This is a genomic window from Alteromonas aquimaris (assembly GCF_026183695.1).
Classification (GTDB): Bacteria; Pseudomonadota; Gammaproteobacteria; order Enterobacterales; family Alteromonadaceae; genus Alteromonas; species Alteromonas aquimaris.
Genome location: NZ_JAPFRD010000009.1, coordinates 132,746 through 149,977, shown reverse-complemented (window position 1 = coordinate 149,977; position 17,232 = coordinate 132,746). Strand labels below are relative to the sequence as shown.

The window sequence follows — 17,232 nt, the reverse complement described above, 5'->3', positions numbered from 1 at the left end:
CGGTATTTGTGAAATAAATTGAAGCTTCGATCACTGCCATGTTGGAAAAATTCTCGTCCCCTCCTGCCATTCAAGACCACAAGATTCTGATAATTGACAATCAAAGCTTAGTGCATGATACGATTAAGGCGGCCTTGGCAGAAATAGGTATCGAGAAAGTCAGTAGTGCAATGAATGCCTATCACGCAATTCGGTTGTGCGAGCAAGTGCAGTTTGATTTTATTCTCATTGCCTTCAATGTCAGTCATGACAAGGACGGCTTCCATTTATTCGAAGAGTTGAAACACAAACGATTTATCACCGATAACACTACTGTCATTTTCTTAAGTGCAGAAACCAGTCAAGCGTTAGTTAACTGTATCGTCGAGCTACAACCTGATGATTTTTGGGTTAAACCACTTGCCCGCACTCGTGTTCAACAGCGACTCATCCATTTGCTCAACATACGAGCCAAATTAAATCGAGTATATCATTGTTTATCAGAACGCGACTTTGCAGGCGCCATTTATCAGGCTGAGCGTCAACTGCTAGATAAGTCTTTAGCTGAATACCATCCGAAATTACGGAGAATCATTGGCAATTGCTTATTTCAGTTATTTCAATATGAAGAGGCTGAGCGCTATTTTATTCAGTTGTTATCAAAACAGGACCACGCCTGGATGAACATCGGTTTGGTTCGCGCCATGTTAAAGCAGAACAGAATAGAAGAAGCCAGCGACTTAATCGAAGATCTCATGGGGCGTTCAGATACGCGTTTTCAAATGTACGATTTGATGGCGCAGTATTATATTGAAAAAGAGCAATTTGAAGCCGCCTATGAGCAGATGAAATACGCTAGTCAGCTTGCTCCGCGTAATATTAATCGTAACAAGAAATTGTGGGATCTAGCCCGATTAAACCGCGATAAAGAAGGTCAGTTAGCCGCCGTAAAAAATATGGCCCGATATGCGAAAAATTCTATTCATGACTCGCCTGAATTACAGTTAAATGTAGTGCGTTCGACCATCGATCTGGCCACCACCCAAACTGGCGAACAGTCTCAAAAAACACTACAGAAGTTAGAGTTAGAACTGAATGAGATTAAACTGCAAAAAGGCGTGCTTGCTCAATTGGGTCCGCAATTTACTATTGTTGAAGCCCGACTTCTTTGTCTTAAGAAGGACAAACAAAAAGCTGAAGAAATAATGAAAGGGCAGAAACCGACTACCTCGAACCTGTCTATGGAAGATTGTTTAGATAAGATGAAAGCATTCCACGAGATGGGAATGAAAGAACATTGTCTGAAAGTGCTTGATGAATTAAGAAAACAAATAGAAGGTGACACCTTTACCAGCCAGGTGGTAGATGAGTATTTGAAACAAGAGTCAATCGAGCGTAAAGAAATCAGCTTTACGACCAAAGAACTAAAAGCCATGGCGGCTACGAATTATAAAGAAAATCGTATGGTACCCGCTTATAATAATCTCAAACAGGCATATACCCTGGCCCCAACAGACAAACAAATCGCATTAAGTTTACTTAAAGTATTAGTACAACTTAATCTCAAGGAAACTTTAAATCTGGAGCAGTTAGAGCTAGCGAAAAAAGCGGGTCGGTCACTTATGAGCGATGATCTTCCGGCTGCGCACATTCAAAAACGGAATCATTTTTTAGATTCGCTTGGAATTTCAATTGAAGCCGAAAATGACGCGACTATGCCTGATAAAGCAGTCAGCTAGGTTAAGTTACCATTCCGTATATAATCCTATAGTGATAGGAAAAATAGTTCACCTTTCCATGGTCTAATCGATATTTATGATTGGATCGTTCTATTTAATCAATTGTCTTTCTTTCTTGCACCTCATTATCCTTACCCCATCGAATTAAGTAACCCCGCGTTACTGGTGTTTTAAACCATCTGGCATAAAGCCTTTTATATTTAATGGAGAGTAATCATATGGCGTTAATTAATACAGCAATCAAACCCTTTAAAGCGAATGCCTTTAAAAATGGTGAGTTTATTGAGGTAAGTAGTGAAGATATTAAAGGTAAATGGGCTGTGTTCGTATTTTATCCAGCAGACTTTACTTTCGTATGTCCTACTGAACTTGGTGACGTCGCTGACAAATATGAAGAATTGCAATCGCGTGGCGTAGAAGTTTTTTCGGTTTCCACTGACACGCATTTCACTCACAAAGCTTGGCACGATGCATCGGAAACGATTGGAAAAATTAAGTTCGCCATGATAGGCGACCCTACAGGCCAGGTTACGCGTAACTTTGATTGTATGCGTGAAACTATGGGTCTAGCCGATCGTGCAACCTTTATCGTTGATCCTGAAGGTATTATTCAGGCCATGGAAATTACTGCAGAAGGTATCGGTCGCGATGCAGATGACTTAGTTCGCAAGGTCAAGGCTGCACTGTATGTGGCTAACCATCCAGGCGAAGTATGTCCAGCCAAGTGGAAAGAAGGTGAAGCTACACTGGCACCGTCTCTTGACCTTGTTGGCAAAATTTAAGTTCAACCCAAACGTGCTCGTTGCGCGGCTACCCAGCCGCGCCATTCCTCTAATTAGTGAAAGGACATTTTCGTTATGCTAACCCCGGATATAGTTAACACATTAAAAGGTTATTTTGAGTCGATGCAAAACGATGTCACGTTTGTTTTGCAAACCGGCGAACACAGTAAAAGAAACGAATTAATAGCGTTTTTAACTAGCATCGTTCAGACCAGTGATAATCTTAAACTTGAAGAGCGTGATACGCACGAAAAATTACGCAGCGCCCTTAGCTTTTTCATAGAAGTTAATGGCGTTGATACGGGAATACGTTTTTCAGGAATCCCAAGTGGACATGAATTTAACTCGTTGATATTAGCTATCCTGCATGCTTCAGGCACGAATTTAAAACTGGATGAGAGCGTGCAAAAAATGGTGACTGCGGTGTCTGATCAATTACACTTTGAAGTATTTGTCAGTTTAAGCTGCCACAACTGCCCGGACGTGGTGCAGATACTTAATCAATTTGCCCTGTTAAATCCCAACATTTCTACTGAAATGATTGATGGGGGCCTATACCCCAATCTAATTGAAGAACGGGATATCCAAGGTGTACCAAGTGTATACCTAAACGGCGAGCGTTTCGCGAATGGTAAAATAGATGCCGCTACTTTAATTAATAAGCTTGTGGAAAATTACCCACAACTCACCGAAGTCAATAAAGGTGAAAGTCTGCCTATGCAGGATGTCATAGTAATAGGTGGGGGGCCTGCTGGTGTCAGTGCCGCAATATATAGTGCACGAAAGGGTCTGAAAGTCACCGTTGTGGCTGATCGCTTCGGTGGTCAGGTAAAAGATACGATGGGAATAGAAAATCTAATTTCTGTACCCGTTACCACAGGTCCGGAATTAGTAGGAAATCTTGCTGATCATATGAAAAACTATGACATCACTCTTAAAGAGCATGTGCATGCGGTAAGCGTAGAGAGTGACGAAATAAAAACGATTAAACTATCCTCCGGTGAGACTATGACCAGTCGTTCGGTTATTGTGGCCACCGGAGCCAGGTGGCGAGAGCTGGGCGTGCCAGGGGAAAAAGAAAATATTGGTAACGGTGTAGCGTATTGTCCGCACTGTGATGGTCCCTTCTTTAAAGGGAAAGACGTTGCGGTTATTGGTGGTGGTAATTCAGGTATAGAAGCGGCATTGGATTTAGCTGGTATCGTTAAATCGGTTACCGTCTTCGAATTTATGCCAGAGTTAAAAGCTGACAGTGTACTAGTTGAACAAGCCAAAAAGCGTAGCAATATCACAATCAAGAAAAATGTCGCAACCCAGCAAATCGTGGCCCAGGATGGTAAGGTCGTAGGTATAGAATATAAAGACCGAGCTACGGAAGAAGTCGACACGCTGCCGCTTGCCGGGGTGTTTGTACAAATAGGATTGGTACCGAACAGCCAGTTTGTTAAGGGCGTTGTGGATACCACGAAACATGGCGAAATTATTGTTAATGAGAAATGTTTAACATCTGAACCAGGGATATTTGCAGCCGGGGACGTGACTACCGTACCTTACAAGCAAATTGTGGTTTCTATGGGGGAGGGTGCTAAAGCTTCTCTGGCGGCATTTGAGTACTTACTGACACATCAAGTGGAAGAAGATATAGCAGAAGTGGCATAACGCGACATTGCGCACTGCTACTTAGTTGCCGGCGTGCCAGCCACACCGGTTTTCATTGTGCATCGCTCACCGTCACAGCGTTTTTTACAGTCTATCACTCACCGGCACGCCGGTTTTTACTGCCTATCGATCATCGTCATGCCCGTGAAGACGGGCATCTCCTTCACGCTGAAATCCCTAAGTCAGTCACGATCTGTGAAATAACTGTGGTGTGGGAATTAAAAGATCACCGCCTCCGCGGTGATGACGTCCGCCGTTGGCATAGGGACGTGTCCCGTTGGTATAGAGTGTAAGAAACAAACACATTCCCACCGTCATGCCCGTGCAGACGGGCATCTTTTTCAAACTGAAATCCTTAAGTCAACCACGGAGTGTGAAAACACTTTGGGAGAAAGGATTAAAAGATCACCGCCTCCGCGGTGATGACGTCCGCCGTTGGCATAGGGACGTGCCCCGTTGGTATAGAGTGTAAGAAACAAACACATCGATCATCGTCATGCCCGTGAAGACGGGCATCTTTTTCCAACTGAAATCCTTAAGTCAGCCACGGTGTGTGAAATAACTGTGGTGTGGGAATTAAAAGATCACCGCCTCCGCGGTGATGACGTCCGCCGTTGGCATAGGGACGTGTCCCGTTGGTATAGAGTGTAAGAAACAAACACATTCCCACCGTCATGCCCGTGCAGACGGGTATCTACAGCATAATTCGAATAGAAATCAATTCAAAAACTGTACTTTCACACTCCACAAACTATCTGTATTTTAGATAAAAATTGAAAAGGATTTCAATGATGAAGCAACCGTGCGTCTACATAACTTCAAACCTCAACAACACTACTCTTTACATAGGGGTGACCAGTAATTTAATACAACGAATCTACCAACATAAAAACAAGCAGGTAGAAGGTTTTAGTAGCAGATATAACGTAAATAAGCTTGTGTATTTCGAAGTTTTTGATGATATGGAAAATGCGATCCTTAGAGAAAAAAGACTAAAGAAATGGAATAGAAGTTGGAAGAACCGGTTAATCAGTCAATTAAATCCAGAATGGACAGATCTATACCCTAGCTTATTGTGAGGTTTGTCTATGATTAATTCAGCTCAAAGGATTACCAAATTAGTCGTGATGGTGAAAGGGAAGTGATTGTATCGCCATACCTCTTAAACACAAATATGGCGAATCAACCACATTACCATCGTCATGCCCGTGCAGACGGGCATCTTTTTCAAATTGAAATCCTTAACTCAGTCACGGTGTGTGAAATAACGGTGGTGTAAGGATTGAAAGATCACCGCCTCCGCGGTGATGACGTCCGCCGTTGGCATAGAGACGTGCCCCGTTGGTATAGAGTGTCAGAAGCAAACACATTAACATCGTCATGCCCGTGCAGACGGGCATCTTTTTCAAATTGAAATCCTTAACTCAGCCACGGTGTGTGAAATAACGGTGGTGTAAGGATTGAAAGATCACCGCCTCCGCGGTGATGACGTCCGCCGTTGGCATAGGGACGTGTCCCGTTGGTATAGAGTGTAAGAAACAAACACATTCCCACCGTCATGCCCGTGCAGACGGGCATCTTTTTCAAATTGAAATCCTTAAGTCAGTCACGGTGTGTGAAATAACGGTGGTGTAAGGATTGAAAGATCACCGCCTCCGCGGTGATGACGTCCGCCGTTGGCATAGAGACGTGCCCCTTTGGGTTAGAGACGCGCCCCTTTGGTATAGAGTGTAAGAAACAAACACATTACCATCGTCATGCCCGTGCAGACGGGCATCTATAACTCGCGATGTGAGAGCCTATATAAATTCTGATTTTAACTTTTAGCCCTCTTTTTTCCACCAGGCTTTTTAATCTTAGGCTGAGGTGGTAAGCCCGTATGCTTAGTTAACGCGCGCTCTCCGCGTTTTCCTGGTCGCGCTTTCTGTTGCTTTTCTTTTGCGGAGGCCGGAGGTACGAGATGATGCGGTCCTCGACCAATCAAATCCTCGCGACCCATTTTAATCAAGGCTTCGCGAATTTGAGCAAAGTTCTTAGGGTCGTGATAACGCAACATAGCTTTATGCAGACGGCGATGAATTTCGCCTTTAGCAGACGGGACCGACTCACTATCCTTTGTCACTTTGCGAAGCGAGTTGACTTCAGTGTGATACATGGTCGTAGCTGTCGCCATGGGGGATGGATAGAAATTTTGCACCTGATCTAATTTGAAGCGATTCTCCTTCAACCAAATAGCCAGATTTAGCATATCTTCATCTGTTGTCCCCGGGTGGGAAGCAATGAAATAGGGAATTAGGTACTGTTTTTTACCCGCTTCTTGCGAGTACTTGTCAAACAGTTCCTTGAAGCGGTAGTAGCTGCCCATACCGGGCTTCATCATCTTACTCAGCGGGCCTTCTTCGGTATGTTCAGGTGCTATTTTTAAATAGCCGCCCACATGATGCAGGGCAAGTTCACGAACGTAGGCAGGGTCTTCTACTGCCAAATCGTAACGTACGCCAGAGGCGATCAAAATCTTTTTGATCCCTGGTAGGTCTCGCGCCCGACGATATAAGTCAATGGTGGGAGTATGATCGGTATCCATGTGTGCACAAATGCTAGGATATACACAAGAAGGACGGCGACAAGTCGCTTCGGCTTTGGGACTTTTACAGCGCAAACGATACATGTTGGCGGTAGGGCCACCTAAGTCAGATATTACACCGGTGAATCCCGGAACGTTATCGCGGATCTGCTCGATTTCGCGAATGATCGAATCCTCCGAGCGACTTTGTATAATACGTCCCTCATGCTCAGTGATAGAGCAGAATGTGCAACCGCCATAGCAACCGCGCATAATATTGACTGAAAAGCGAATCATGTCATAGGCTGGAATTTTAGCTTTGCCATAAACAGGATGTGGCACGCGTTGATAAGGTAAATCAAACACCGCATCCATTTCTTCCGTTTCAAGCGGCATGGCAGGCGGGTTAATCCATATATGTCGATCGCCATGTCGTTGCATTAACGCTCGGGCACAACCAGGATTGGTTTCCTGATGTAAAATGCGCGAGGTATGTGCGTAAAGAACCTTGTTCTCTCTCACTGTCTCATACGCGGGAAGCTTTACGTAAACGTTCTCCCACGGTTTTCGACGCTGTGGAGGTTGTATCACCACCACTTTTGCAGCACCTGCCTCGTCTGGAATAGATTCTTTCTTATCGCATTCCGGCTCTTCCATATAGGGGCTTGGAATAGGAGCGATTTTGCCAGGGCGGTCGATAGAGGTAGAGTCCACGCCCTGCCATTCGGGAAGTGCTTCTTTTACGATTATAGCGGTACCACGCACATCGCGTATGTCTGCAATATCTTCACCCGCGGCTAAGCGGTGGGTAACTTCCACCAGCGGACGCTCAGCATTACCAAACATTAACATGTCAGCTTTTGCATCAAACAGCGCGCTGCGGCGGACTTTCTCAGACCAATAGTCGTAATGAGCAATTCGACGCAAGCTGGCTTCAATTCCACCAATTATTACCGGTATCCCTTTGTAAGCTTCTTTACATCGTTGACTATATACCGTCACCGCGCGATCAGGGCGTTTGCCGCCGATGTTATCGGGCGTATAAGCATCATCGTGGCGAATTTTTTTATCCGCTGTATAACGATTAATCATTGAATCCATGTTGCCGGCCGTGACCCCAAAATACAGGTTGGGTTCGCCCAGCTTCATGAAGTCATCTTTACTGGTCCAGTCTGGTTGCGCAATGATGCCTACCCGAAAACCATGAGCTTCAAGTACACGCCCCACCACCGCCATACCGAAGCTCGGATGATCGACGTATGCGTCACCTGTTACCAAAATGATGTCGCAACTATCCCAGCCTAATTCGTCCATTTCTTTTTTCGACATGGGCAGAAACGGTGCTGTACCTAAGCAATGAGGCCAGTATTTGGGGTAAGAAAACAGACCTCGATCTGCTTTGATAGTTGCTTGCATAGTGAAAACCAGTAAAAAACGGGGCCGTATTATATCAGGTGAGGGTGGTTACCGACTAGGTATTACTCAAATTTTAACCAGTTTAGTGGGATGCAATAAAAATATATTGAGAAATCAATTCGCTGACTTAAGCTATCAATATCTCAATTGCTCATTTATGATACTTATTATGAATTACTGGTTATTTAAAACGGAACCTGACACCTTTGGTATCGATGATCTTTACAGCCGTCCTAATCAAACTGAACCCTGGGATGGTGTGCGTAACTATCAGGCCAGAAATTTTCTCCGTGATGAGGTGGTGGTCGGAGATGAAGTATTTATTTACCATTCCAGCTGCAAAGTGGTGGGAATTGCGGGCATCGCTACAGTGGTAAAAGCTGGCTACCCCGATGAGACCCAGTTCGATCCAGAGTCAAATTATTTTGATCCAAAGGCGAATCGTTCCAACCCACGCTGGTTTCGCGTAGACGTAAAGTTTAAGCAAAGGTTTACTAAGGTACTTCCATTAAAAACTATTAAAGCACTACCTCAGATTACCCAACTGGGATTAGTGAAAAAGGGACACCGCTTGTCCATTATGCCGGTTCCAGAAAATGAATGGCAATGCTTATGCAACCTGGCAGAGTCTAATTAACCCATGAGCCAAGTCCTCACGCTTTGAAGTATTTTTCAAGGCGTTCGCACCTGCGTATCTTTCTTTTTAACTCATTTTTATTAAACGTACGGGCTTGCTGTTAATAAGCCCGATGTTTCCTTGCTCCCGGCTATGTCTGATTCACTGGACAAGTTCTTACATTAATTTAATCGATGTAACTAAAAAGTTAATAATAAGTTATAACTAAGGTATGTTGACATATATTGAAGGATCAATAACTATACGGTCGACCCCGAATAAAAATAATAAAGCGGGTAACTCAGTTGAAGTAAAAAGGAAGTAAATAATGAAAAAAACACTACTGTGTCTTGGAATGTCTTTAGCGTTTGGACAAGCCCAGGCTGTAAACTTTATTTTAGATACCAATGGGAAATTTGATCAAAGCAAAGTTGAGAAACAAGTTGCCAAAGCCGGCGGTACCCTAAAAAGCTGTATCCCACAAATCGGCGTCTGTCAGGTTAGTTTTGATAATGTAGATACTGCATTAAACTCTGGCTTAAACATGGTTCCTGATGCCACCGCCTTCAACCCCAAAGTAGAAATAGAAATGACGGCTGATATGGCCGTCACTGAAGAATATGCGAATCCACCTGCAAGTGGCGATGACGACTTCTTTTTCAATCGTCAATGGGGTCACCAATCGGTAGGCGCTGTTGAAGCCTGGAACGCGGGCCATCGCGGTTACGGCGTTCGTGTTGCGGTTATCGATAGCGGCGCAGATGCGACCCATCCAGACTTACAACCCAACATTAACGTTGAGTTAAGCCGCTCGTTTGTAGACGGTGAAGCGTGGGACTATGCTGGAGCTGACGTGTTCAATCACGGTTCACATACCGCTGGAACAATCGCTGCTGCTGACAACGGTTTTGGTACCATTGGTGTCGCGCCAGAAGCAGAATTAGTTATTCTAAAATCACTGTCGGCAGACACTGGCTCAGGTAGCTCATATGGAACCATGCAGGCTATGGTTTACGCTGCCGACATTGGTGCAGATGTTGTTAATATGAGTCTGGGTTTATCAGTTCGTCGCAACGGCTTGTTTGACGTTGAAGGCACACCTTACGACACTTCTGACGACATTCGTGTTGCAGTGGGTGGTGAGGAAGGTATTGCTCAGTTTATCGGTGCGTATAGTAAAGCCGCCGCTTATGCTAAGAAAAATGGCGTAACCTTGATCGCGTCTGCAGGTAACGATGCAACTGACTATGATAAAACTGATAGCTTAGTACACTTGCCTTCTGGTCTACCGTCGGTAATGTCAATTTCAGCAACGGGCCCTACCTTGTGGGGTAAAAATGCTGACACTGACTTACGCCAGTTAGCGATATACTCAAATTATGGTCAATCTGAAATTGAGTTTTCTGCTCCAGGTGGTGACTATACCAGCGCATTTGTACCTGGCGGAAGAGATGACTGTACGGTAAATGGTGCTACGCGCATTTGTTACGTGTGGGACTTCGTATTCAGCACAGGTAACGGTGGCTGGTACTGGTCAGTGGGTACCTCTATGGCAGCACCTCACGCGGCAGGTGTGGCTGCGCTAATTATCGGTGCTAACGGTGGTGACATGGATCCAACCCGAGTTGAAGCCGAAATGCGTAAACTGGCATTGGATCTTGGCAAGCCTGGACGTGATGACGTACATGGTCACGGCGCTGCATTCAGCCCAGCTAATTAAGAATTAGAAGTTCGAAAATATAGCCCAGCACTAGCTGGGCTTTTTTATTATTGAGGAGGCAGCTCAAACCATAAAGCGGTAAGTGGTTTCTCGGCTTTCACTTCCAAGTGGCCTGTTGTGATACCCATAGCGTCACCACTATCAAGCTCAACATCACCAGCCTGAGCTTTACCTGCGATAATGTGTAAATAGCCCCAACTCGAGTTAGCAGATAGGCTAATTGTTTCATGTTGATTCATGGCCAGGCGATATATACTGGCTTCCTGCTGCATGGTTAACGAGTTATCCCTTCCATCAGCTGTCACTAACGGCGTAAGCATTCCATTTTGGCGCACCGTTTTCTGTGCGTAAGCCGGTTTCGTTCCAAGCGTATCGGGTTTAATCCAAATTTGTAAGAAGCGCAGTTGGTCGCTTTTGGAGTGATTATATTCAGAATGTTTGATTCCCGTGCCAGCACTCATGCGCTGTATATCCCCTACAGGCACTATGAAGGCATTTCCTTCACTATCTTTATGTTCAATGGCACCTTCAAGGACATACGAAATAATTTCCATATCGCGATGCCCATGGGACTCAAATCCCGTTCCCCCAGCAACAACATCCTCGTTCAGTACGCGTAATACAGAGAAACCCAAATGCACGGGGTCATAGTAATGGCCAAAGGAAAACGAATGTCTGCTACACAGCCAGCCAAAATCAGCTAAACCTCGCTCGTCGGCGCGCCTTAAATAAATCATTTTTTATTCCCAACTCGGCTAATTCTTCCCAAAGTTTATTGTGGAAAGTTAATTTGTAACAGAACAAAAAATGACGCTGTTTATACTAAAATTTCGAATTAAGACACAAAGCGGGAGATATTAAATTGATTTATCTGCTAACATCTATACTTATACAATCTTTACTATATTTGAAAGTTAAGATTGGTTTGTTAACTATACTATTTGTATCCAAGACGTTAAGCACTAAGGTGGCGAATTGATCACTAATTGTGACATGGAATTGTTAGGGCAAATACCTGCCAGCCTGCTATTTAAACGCGTTAATGACAACGTAATTAACGCAAACGAAGCTTGCTTCAACCTTTTTGGAGTAGATACCTCTAATAGAGATTTCCCGCAGAACCTTCGCTTCTATGATGTGGAGTCGGGCGCTCTTTTGAGTGAAGCCTCTGATCCTTTTGAAAGGTGTCTTTCAAAAGGGACCGTCGACGTTAATGTACGTATTTGCAGTCCAGTAAGGAATTTAACGTGCGAGGTTAAAGGTTCGTTGATCTGTAACAAGGATCAACAATGGGTAGTGCTGCATTTAAGTAATGCTCAAAGTAATGACTTTACTGATCAGCGAGCTGCAAAAAATTCCCCCCTGGACAATCACTTAGCGTTTAATCGTCTGTTATCCAAAATTTCTTCAAAACTTATCAATCTCAATGCAGAAAACTTAGATTCGCTCATTGAGAAGAAGTTGGGTGCCTTTGGGGAGTTTAGCGGTGTCGACCGTTGTTATATTTTTCAGTTTTATCAAAACGGTAAATTGATGGACAATACCCATGAGTGGGTTGCACCCGGCATCACCCCGCATAAAGAAGAATTAAAAGGGCTCAGCGCGGACGATTTACCCTACTTTCACGAGGTAATCAAAACCCAACATTTATTCAAAGTAGACGATATTTATACACTACCAGCGGCGGCCAGCCTGGAGAAGCAAGAGTTTGAGCGCGAACGGATTGGTGCAGTATTATGTGTAGCTATTTATCTGGACGAAAAGCTTTTTGGCTTTATAGGTTGCGACATTGTCGGAAGTACGTATAAATGGCGCGATCACGATGTCAGATATTTGAAACTCATTGGTGAAATTGTCAGTAATACATTGGCTGCTATGTCCAATAAACAATCGCTCGAGCAGGTCTCTAACGAATTGGCCATTGCTAACAAACAGTTGGACCATTTAGCCAATTCTGATGGTTTAACCGGTATTGCAAATCGCAGACAATTTGACACTAAACTAGAGAGCGCGATCCGCCGTGGCATACGAGACAATGACTTAATAAGTCTACTTTTTATCGATGTGGATCTCTTTAAGCAGTTTAATGATACCTACGGACACAGTGCCGGGGATGAAGCGTTGAAACTAGTAGCACGTACATTGGATGAGTGCTGTCGACGCTATGATGACCTGGCAGCCCGCTACGGTGGCGAAGAATTTGCCGTCATTCTTCCCAATACGGATGCCAAGCAAGCCCACTATATCGCCGAACTTATCATGCAAAAAATGAATAAATTGGCAATTCCTTTCGAAGGCTCACCCGGTAACAATGTGCTTTCCATAAGCATCGGTATCACCACACAAAAGTGCAGTAACGAGCTAAGCAGTAGCATACTAATCGACTTGGCTGACAAAGCGTTGTATCAAGCAAAAGAGAATGGCCGGAATCGAATTGAAGAGACTAATTAATTTCCCCTGCATTTGAAGCCATTAGTTGCCGAACTTGGTAGTAGCTGGGGATTCGCTGCTTCGGATAAATGAGCTTAAAAGGCTTCGCATCCACGCTGCATCGCAGTTTATTTTCTTATAGGATGGGCTGAGAAGTACCTTAACTATTGGTATCGATTCACGAGATGGAGTACGTTTGAAGCTCTTTGGTGGTAAGTTAGTACGCAACTTCCCGCATTAGCTCTAAATTCCTGATAGTAAAGTTTGCGGGTTAATAAAAAGCCCTAATGGCTGATGAAGGCTCATTAGGGCTATTTACAAGGTGGTGGTGGAGCGGGACGCCGGTTTGGTTCCCTCAATAGGAACTGAATTAGTCCCTCAATTGCTGCAGTAAGCCAATGCGGGTCTATGCTTACGCAGGAGCTTCGGAACGTCGTTTGTCAGAAGCTAGCAGAAACTCGGTTGACAATTGGCTGTGCGCTGGCGCTTTGCTATTAAACGAAATTTGGTATCCCATTGCCTTATAGCTTTTCTCTCGTTTGTTGAACATTCGTTGCAACATAGGGAGCGAGCAATCGACATAATCGTAAATGGTGACACGGTCTTTGCCATCAGACTCTCGGTGAATACGCCCGGCATATTGAGCCAGTGAACCTTTCCATGCAATGGGCATGGCTAAGAACAGCGTGTCTAGTCTTGGCAAATCAAAACCTTCGCCCACATACTTACCAGTGGCAACGACGACTTGCGCGGTGGGTAGCTGTTCCTCAACGGCCTTGCGCTCAGACGCGCGCATTGCGCCTGTTAAAACGACTGAATCGATATCTCTATCGAGCAGTATGGCATTGATTGTTTCAGCATGTTCTCTGCGTTCGGTCAGAACTATTGGGTGTTTTGATTGTTTAAGGCAGGCTAAAACATCAATGATTATTCGTTGTGTTCTTTCATTATTCTCCATGATCCATCGATAAGCGTCTGAGATTTTAGGCCGCTCTTCTGAATTGATTAACTGCCTTGGAGGGTTGTCATAGAGTTGGTGAACAACAACTTGTTGCTCAAATTTTTCTTCTGCTGTGCTTTTAACCTTGTGACGAATAGGCCCTGCGGCTATAAAGATGATTTTCTGGTGGCCATCCTGTCGTTCCGGGGTGGCGGTCAAGCCGAGTACGTATTTAGCTCGAACTTCGTTTAACACCATTTCTAAGCGCGGCGCAGAAACGTGATGGCACTCATCAACGATTACATGTCCATAATCTTGAACGATCTCAGATACGGTGTTGTCCTTTTTGTTGATTAGACTTTGATAGGTTGCGAAGTCGACGACACCTGTTGGCTTTTTCTTGCCGCCGCCGATGATGCCGACATCCGTATCGGGTAAAAACGATTTTAATCGTTCTCTCCATTGGTCGAGCAGTTGTCGACTGTGGACTAAAATTAGCGTATTAGTTTTGCGCTTAGTAATCATGCCAATAGCGGTAACTGTTTTACCAAATGCAGTCGGTGCATGCAGAATACCAGCATCGTGCTTACTCATGGCGCGGACTGCTGCTTGCTGATTCTTTCTGAGCTTGACGAGTGACTTGGTGGATATAAGTTTAGTGCCACGTTCACGGTGATCGTCTAATTGAACTTCAATCTGATTCTCGGTTAACAACTCTATTGCTTCGTCTAAGCAGCCGCGGGGTATTGCCAAATAGCCTTGCTCGATACGAGCGCAGGAGATAAACCGCGGTATGCCATGAGTTGAAAATCGTAATGCCTGTGTTTTAAAGAAAACAGGGTTGGAAAAGCTCGCGAGTCGCCTTAACCTTGCCGCTAATGCAGTTGGTAGCTCACTTAAATCAAAATAGACATGATTTGCGAGAGTGGCGGTTATCTTTTCTGGTGGATTTTCCAATAAGAGAGGTAAGGCCTTGGCGGTCATCTCCTAGGGTGGACGGTTCTCTATAACCTCTTGTTCTTTAAATAACGCTGAGTTTGGCGAAATCTGTGTCAATAGCTTTGTCAGTGTGCTGCATGAAACACGCTTAATATTGGCAAGGTACTGCCATTGGCCTTGGATGCCATTAAGTTCGTTATCGACAAAGGAGCTATTGCCCGACAATCGCGCTTCCTTCTGAAGTGGTAGAGCGATTAAATTTCCAAATCCGCCTTCGGGTAAAATATCCTGGTTGGGGAAAAGGCGATCATAGGAATCAAACAATAGATTCGGATAAAATTCCATCGCTTTGTCGAGCAGGCCAAATCCCAGTAGCCTAGCTTCTTTGGCTGGTACTTTCTCGTTGAAGAAAATCCAAAGGTGTGCGCCATTGCCAGAACGAGAAATCTCAATGGCATGTGGTATTGCAAATTTACGGCAAGCCTTCGACATTGCTTTCACTTCTTCTTGCCATTGGCCTTTATCAAAATCAGCCGCAAGAAAGTAGCAAGTGTTATCGTGCATTAAAGGATAGAGACCGACCACTTGTTGCCCGGCTAAGTGGCGATATATGATCTGGTCATTTAACTCTGTGAACTGACGGTGATTGCAATCCTGACATTTGATGCGAGGCTTATGACAGATTCCTTGTACCCACTCGTTATTGCAGGCAACAGAGTAACCACTGCGACCTTGTTTGTTTTGCCAGCGGGTAGCAAAAATATCGGCTCGGCCCCGAAACAATCCCCTAAAAATGGCAATCTTTTGTTCTGGTGAATATAGGGGCGAGTCAGATGTATTTGATGGGGGTTGTTGAAGTTGTTCTCTGAGAGCTAAAAGTTGCTTTTTCTCTTGCTCAAGCTCTGCGAGCCGAGCATCAATCTCGGCTGTGCTTTGAAATCCATCACTCTTAAGCATGCGCTTGAGGTGGTTTGATTAAGGATTCAGCAGGAATACCCAAGCCTTCATGCAGCTTCCAGATCATTTTTAGCGTGAGCGAGCGTTTGTGATTGAGAATCTCATAGACTCGGTTGCTTTTACCAATCATGGGCTCGAGGTCTTTCACTGTTAAACCTTTACGTTCCATCTCGAACTTGATAGCTTCAACAGGGTCAGGCAGTTCCATAGGGAAATGCTTGGCCTCATAAGCTTCGATAAGCGTAACCATGACATCCAGCTTTTCGCCATCAGGTGTGTCAGGGCCAGCCATCATCAGGCTTTCAATTTCTTTTAATGCCGCTCGGTAGTCGGCATCAGTTTTGATCGGTTTGATGTCCATAATTTTTACCTCTCGTTTCTATCTGGGGGGCAATTAAATAGTTTGCACGTCAATTTTGTCGTATTGCGCATGGGTGCCGATAAACCGGATGTACACCACGCGATAGGCATAGTTGATCCACACGACCAAACGGTACTTGTTACCCGCAATATTGAAAACCACACGCCCATCTTTGAGGATGCTGGCATTTCTGAAGCCCTGCTTTACGTCAGCTGGTGCGTTCCAATCAGCCGCTAAGGCATGCCGATACCAAGCAAGCGTAGGTTCCTTGGCATCCATGTATTCTGGGTGTTCTTCCCAGAAAGCTTTCAGTGTCGATAGGGCAATGATTCTCATAGACTTAATAATAGTCCCAAAATGGGACCTTATCAACTAAAATATATAGGAGAGTCAATATGAATGAATATCAAGTACTTATGACACAAAGAGAGCTATGTAAGTGGCAGGTAAGTGAGGCGACACTGGAGCGATGGCGGTCGGAGGGCATTGGTCCAATTTACGTGAAATTGGTTGGCCAAGTCAGGTACAGACGAGAGGATGTGCTGGAGTATGAGGCCAGTTGCTTAAGAAAGAGTACTTTTGAAGCTGTTTGATGGTGAGTTAGTACGTAACTTCCCGCATCAGCACTAAATTCCTGATAGTAAAGTTGTGGGTTAATAAAAAGCCCAAATGGCTGCTGAGGGCTCATTAGGGCTATTTACAAGATGGTGGAGCTGGCGGGATTTGAACCCGCGTCCAGAAAATGTCTACTTTTGGTACTACATGCTTAGTTTGTCTTTTCTTTAACTACTTCGGACTCCGGCAAACAGGATTCCTCGTAGCGGTCCTGATACTGTTTCGCGGTTCAACCTCAGGAGAGTTTCCCTCGCTAGTTTGCTTATATGACCTTCCGAATCCACGCTAGCAAACAAAGCTGTGGTGGAAGGGCCTATACCGGTTATTAAGCGGCTAGTGCGTAAGTTTCGTCGTTTGCGACTATTTAAATGCGGCTTTTTTAAGAGGCAAACCGCACCTCTGCATGCACCTCCAGCTTCCTAGATCCTGTCGAATCCTAATCAGCCCCAGGTTTGGTGAAACAGTTTTATTTCAGACCGCTAAGTTTACCACATGTTGTCGCAATATAATAATAGA

General features: G+C 44.6%; 14 protein-coding genes and 1 other RNA gene. 8 read left to right on the top strand and 7 right to left on the bottom strand.

The annotated features are described in order from the left end of the window. The first annotated feature begins 38 nt into the window (after nt 1-38). The 4 genes from OPS25_RS06840 (at nt 39) to OPS25_RS06825 (ending at nt 5,238) form a co-directional block, all read left to right on the top strand. Nucleotides 39-1,718, top strand: a complete 1,680-nt coding sequence (locus OPS25_RS06840) for a response regulator (RefSeq protein WP_265616899.1) — start codon at nt 39-41, stop codon at nt 1,716-1,718. Between the two features lie 218 nt (nt 1,719-1,936). Then, nucleotides 1,937-2,500, top strand: coding sequence for an alkyl hydroperoxide reductase subunit C (gene ahpC / locus OPS25_RS06835; RefSeq protein WP_265616898.1), 564 nt, complete (start codon nt 1,937-1,939; stop codon nt 2,498-2,500). A 75-nt stretch (nt 2,501-2,575) separates the two neighbouring features. Then, the gene (ahpF, locus tag OPS25_RS06830; protein ID WP_265616897.1) at nt 2,576-4,159 is read left to right on the top strand and encodes an alkyl hydroperoxide reductase subunit F; all 1,584 of its coding nucleotides are present in this window, start codon (nt 2,576-2,578) and stop codon (nt 4,157-4,159) included. A 788-nt stretch (nt 4,160-4,947) separates the two neighbouring features. After that, a complete protein-coding gene (locus OPS25_RS06825) occupies nt 4,948-5,238 on the top strand; it encodes a GIY-YIG nuclease family protein (protein WP_320411951.1) in 291 nt (96 codons plus the stop codon). 737 nt (nt 5,239-5,975) lie between these two features. Here the strand turns inward: OPS25_RS06825 and OPS25_RS06820 are convergent. After that, nucleotides 5,976-8,138 carry a YgiQ family radical SAM protein gene (locus tag OPS25_RS06820; protein WP_265616896.1) on the bottom strand — a complete coding sequence of 721 codons (2,163 nt, stop codon included), beginning with the start codon at nt 8,136-8,138 and terminating at the stop codon, nt 5,976-5,978. A 169-nt stretch (nt 8,139-8,307) separates the two neighbouring features. Here OPS25_RS06820 and OPS25_RS06815 point away from each other — a divergent pair, with 169 nt between their 5' ends. Both OPS25_RS06815 and OPS25_RS06810 read left to right on the top strand, forming a co-directional pair. Beyond that, the gene (locus tag OPS25_RS06815) at nt 8,308-8,775 is read left to right on the top strand and encodes an EVE domain-containing protein (protein ID WP_265616895.1); all 468 of its coding nucleotides are present in this window, start codon (nt 8,308-8,310) and stop codon (nt 8,773-8,775) included. A gap of 307 nt (nt 8,776-9,082) precedes the next feature. Next, a complete protein-coding gene (locus tag OPS25_RS06810) occupies nt 9,083-10,474 on the top strand; it encodes a S8 family peptidase (protein ID WP_265616894.1) in 1,392 nt (463 codons plus the stop codon). 47 nt (nt 10,475-10,521) lie between these two features. Here the strand turns inward: OPS25_RS06810 and OPS25_RS06805 are convergent, their stop codons facing one another. After that, entirely contained in the window at nt 10,522-11,211 is a 690-nt protein-coding gene (locus tag OPS25_RS06805; protein WP_265616893.1) for a pirin family protein, read from the bottom strand. A 238-nt stretch (nt 11,212-11,449) separates the two neighbouring features. Between OPS25_RS06805 and OPS25_RS06800 the strand changes: the two genes are divergently transcribed. After that, nucleotides 11,450-12,925 carry a sensor domain-containing diguanylate cyclase gene (locus OPS25_RS06800; RefSeq protein WP_265616892.1) on the top strand — a complete coding sequence of 492 codons (1,476 nt, stop codon included), beginning with the start codon at nt 11,450-11,452 and terminating at the stop codon, nt 12,923-12,925. 391 nt (nt 12,926-13,316) lie between these two features. Here the strand turns inward: OPS25_RS06800 and OPS25_RS16015 are convergent, their stop codons facing one another. Genes OPS25_RS16015 through OPS25_RS06780 form a run of 4 tightly spaced genes read right to left on the bottom strand, consistent with a single transcriptional unit; the run spans nt 13,317 to nt 16,437 of the window. Next, entirely contained in the window at nt 13,317-14,801 is a 1,485-nt protein-coding gene (locus OPS25_RS16015; protein WP_265616891.1) for a DEAD/DEAH box helicase, read from the bottom strand. Nucleotides 14,802-14,831: 30 nt separating this feature from the next. Next, nucleotides 14,832-15,740: a TOTE conflict system archaeo-eukaryotic primase domain-containing protein gene (locus tag OPS25_RS16010; protein ID WP_265616890.1), complete on the bottom strand. Its 909-nt coding sequence runs from the start codon at nt 15,738-15,740 to the stop codon at nt 14,832-14,834. Next, entirely contained in the window at nt 15,733-16,101 is a 369-nt protein-coding gene (locus tag OPS25_RS06785; protein ID WP_265616889.1) for a helix-turn-helix domain-containing protein, read from the bottom strand. Before OPS25_RS06785 ends, OPS25_RS16010 begins: the two co-directional genes overlap by 8 nt. A gap of 33 nt (nt 16,102-16,134) precedes the next feature. Then, complete coding sequence (locus tag OPS25_RS06780) at nt 16,135-16,437, bottom strand: type II toxin-antitoxin system HigB family toxin (protein ID WP_265616888.1); 303 nt, start codon at nt 16,435-16,437, stop codon at nt 16,135-16,137. A gap of 59 nt (nt 16,438-16,496) precedes the next feature. Between OPS25_RS06780 and OPS25_RS15975 the strand changes: the two genes are divergently transcribed. Continuing rightward, entirely contained in the window at nt 16,497-16,694 is a 198-nt protein-coding gene (locus OPS25_RS15975; protein ID WP_407080219.1) for a helix-turn-helix transcriptional regulator, read from the top strand. Between the two features lie 112 nt (nt 16,695-16,806). On the opposite strand, the gene ssrA is transcribed toward OPS25_RS15975, so the two are convergent. After that, nucleotides 16,807-17,164: a transfer-messenger RNA gene (gene ssrA, locus OPS25_RS06775) on the bottom strand. Between the last annotated feature and the right edge of the window lie 68 nt (nt 17,165-17,232).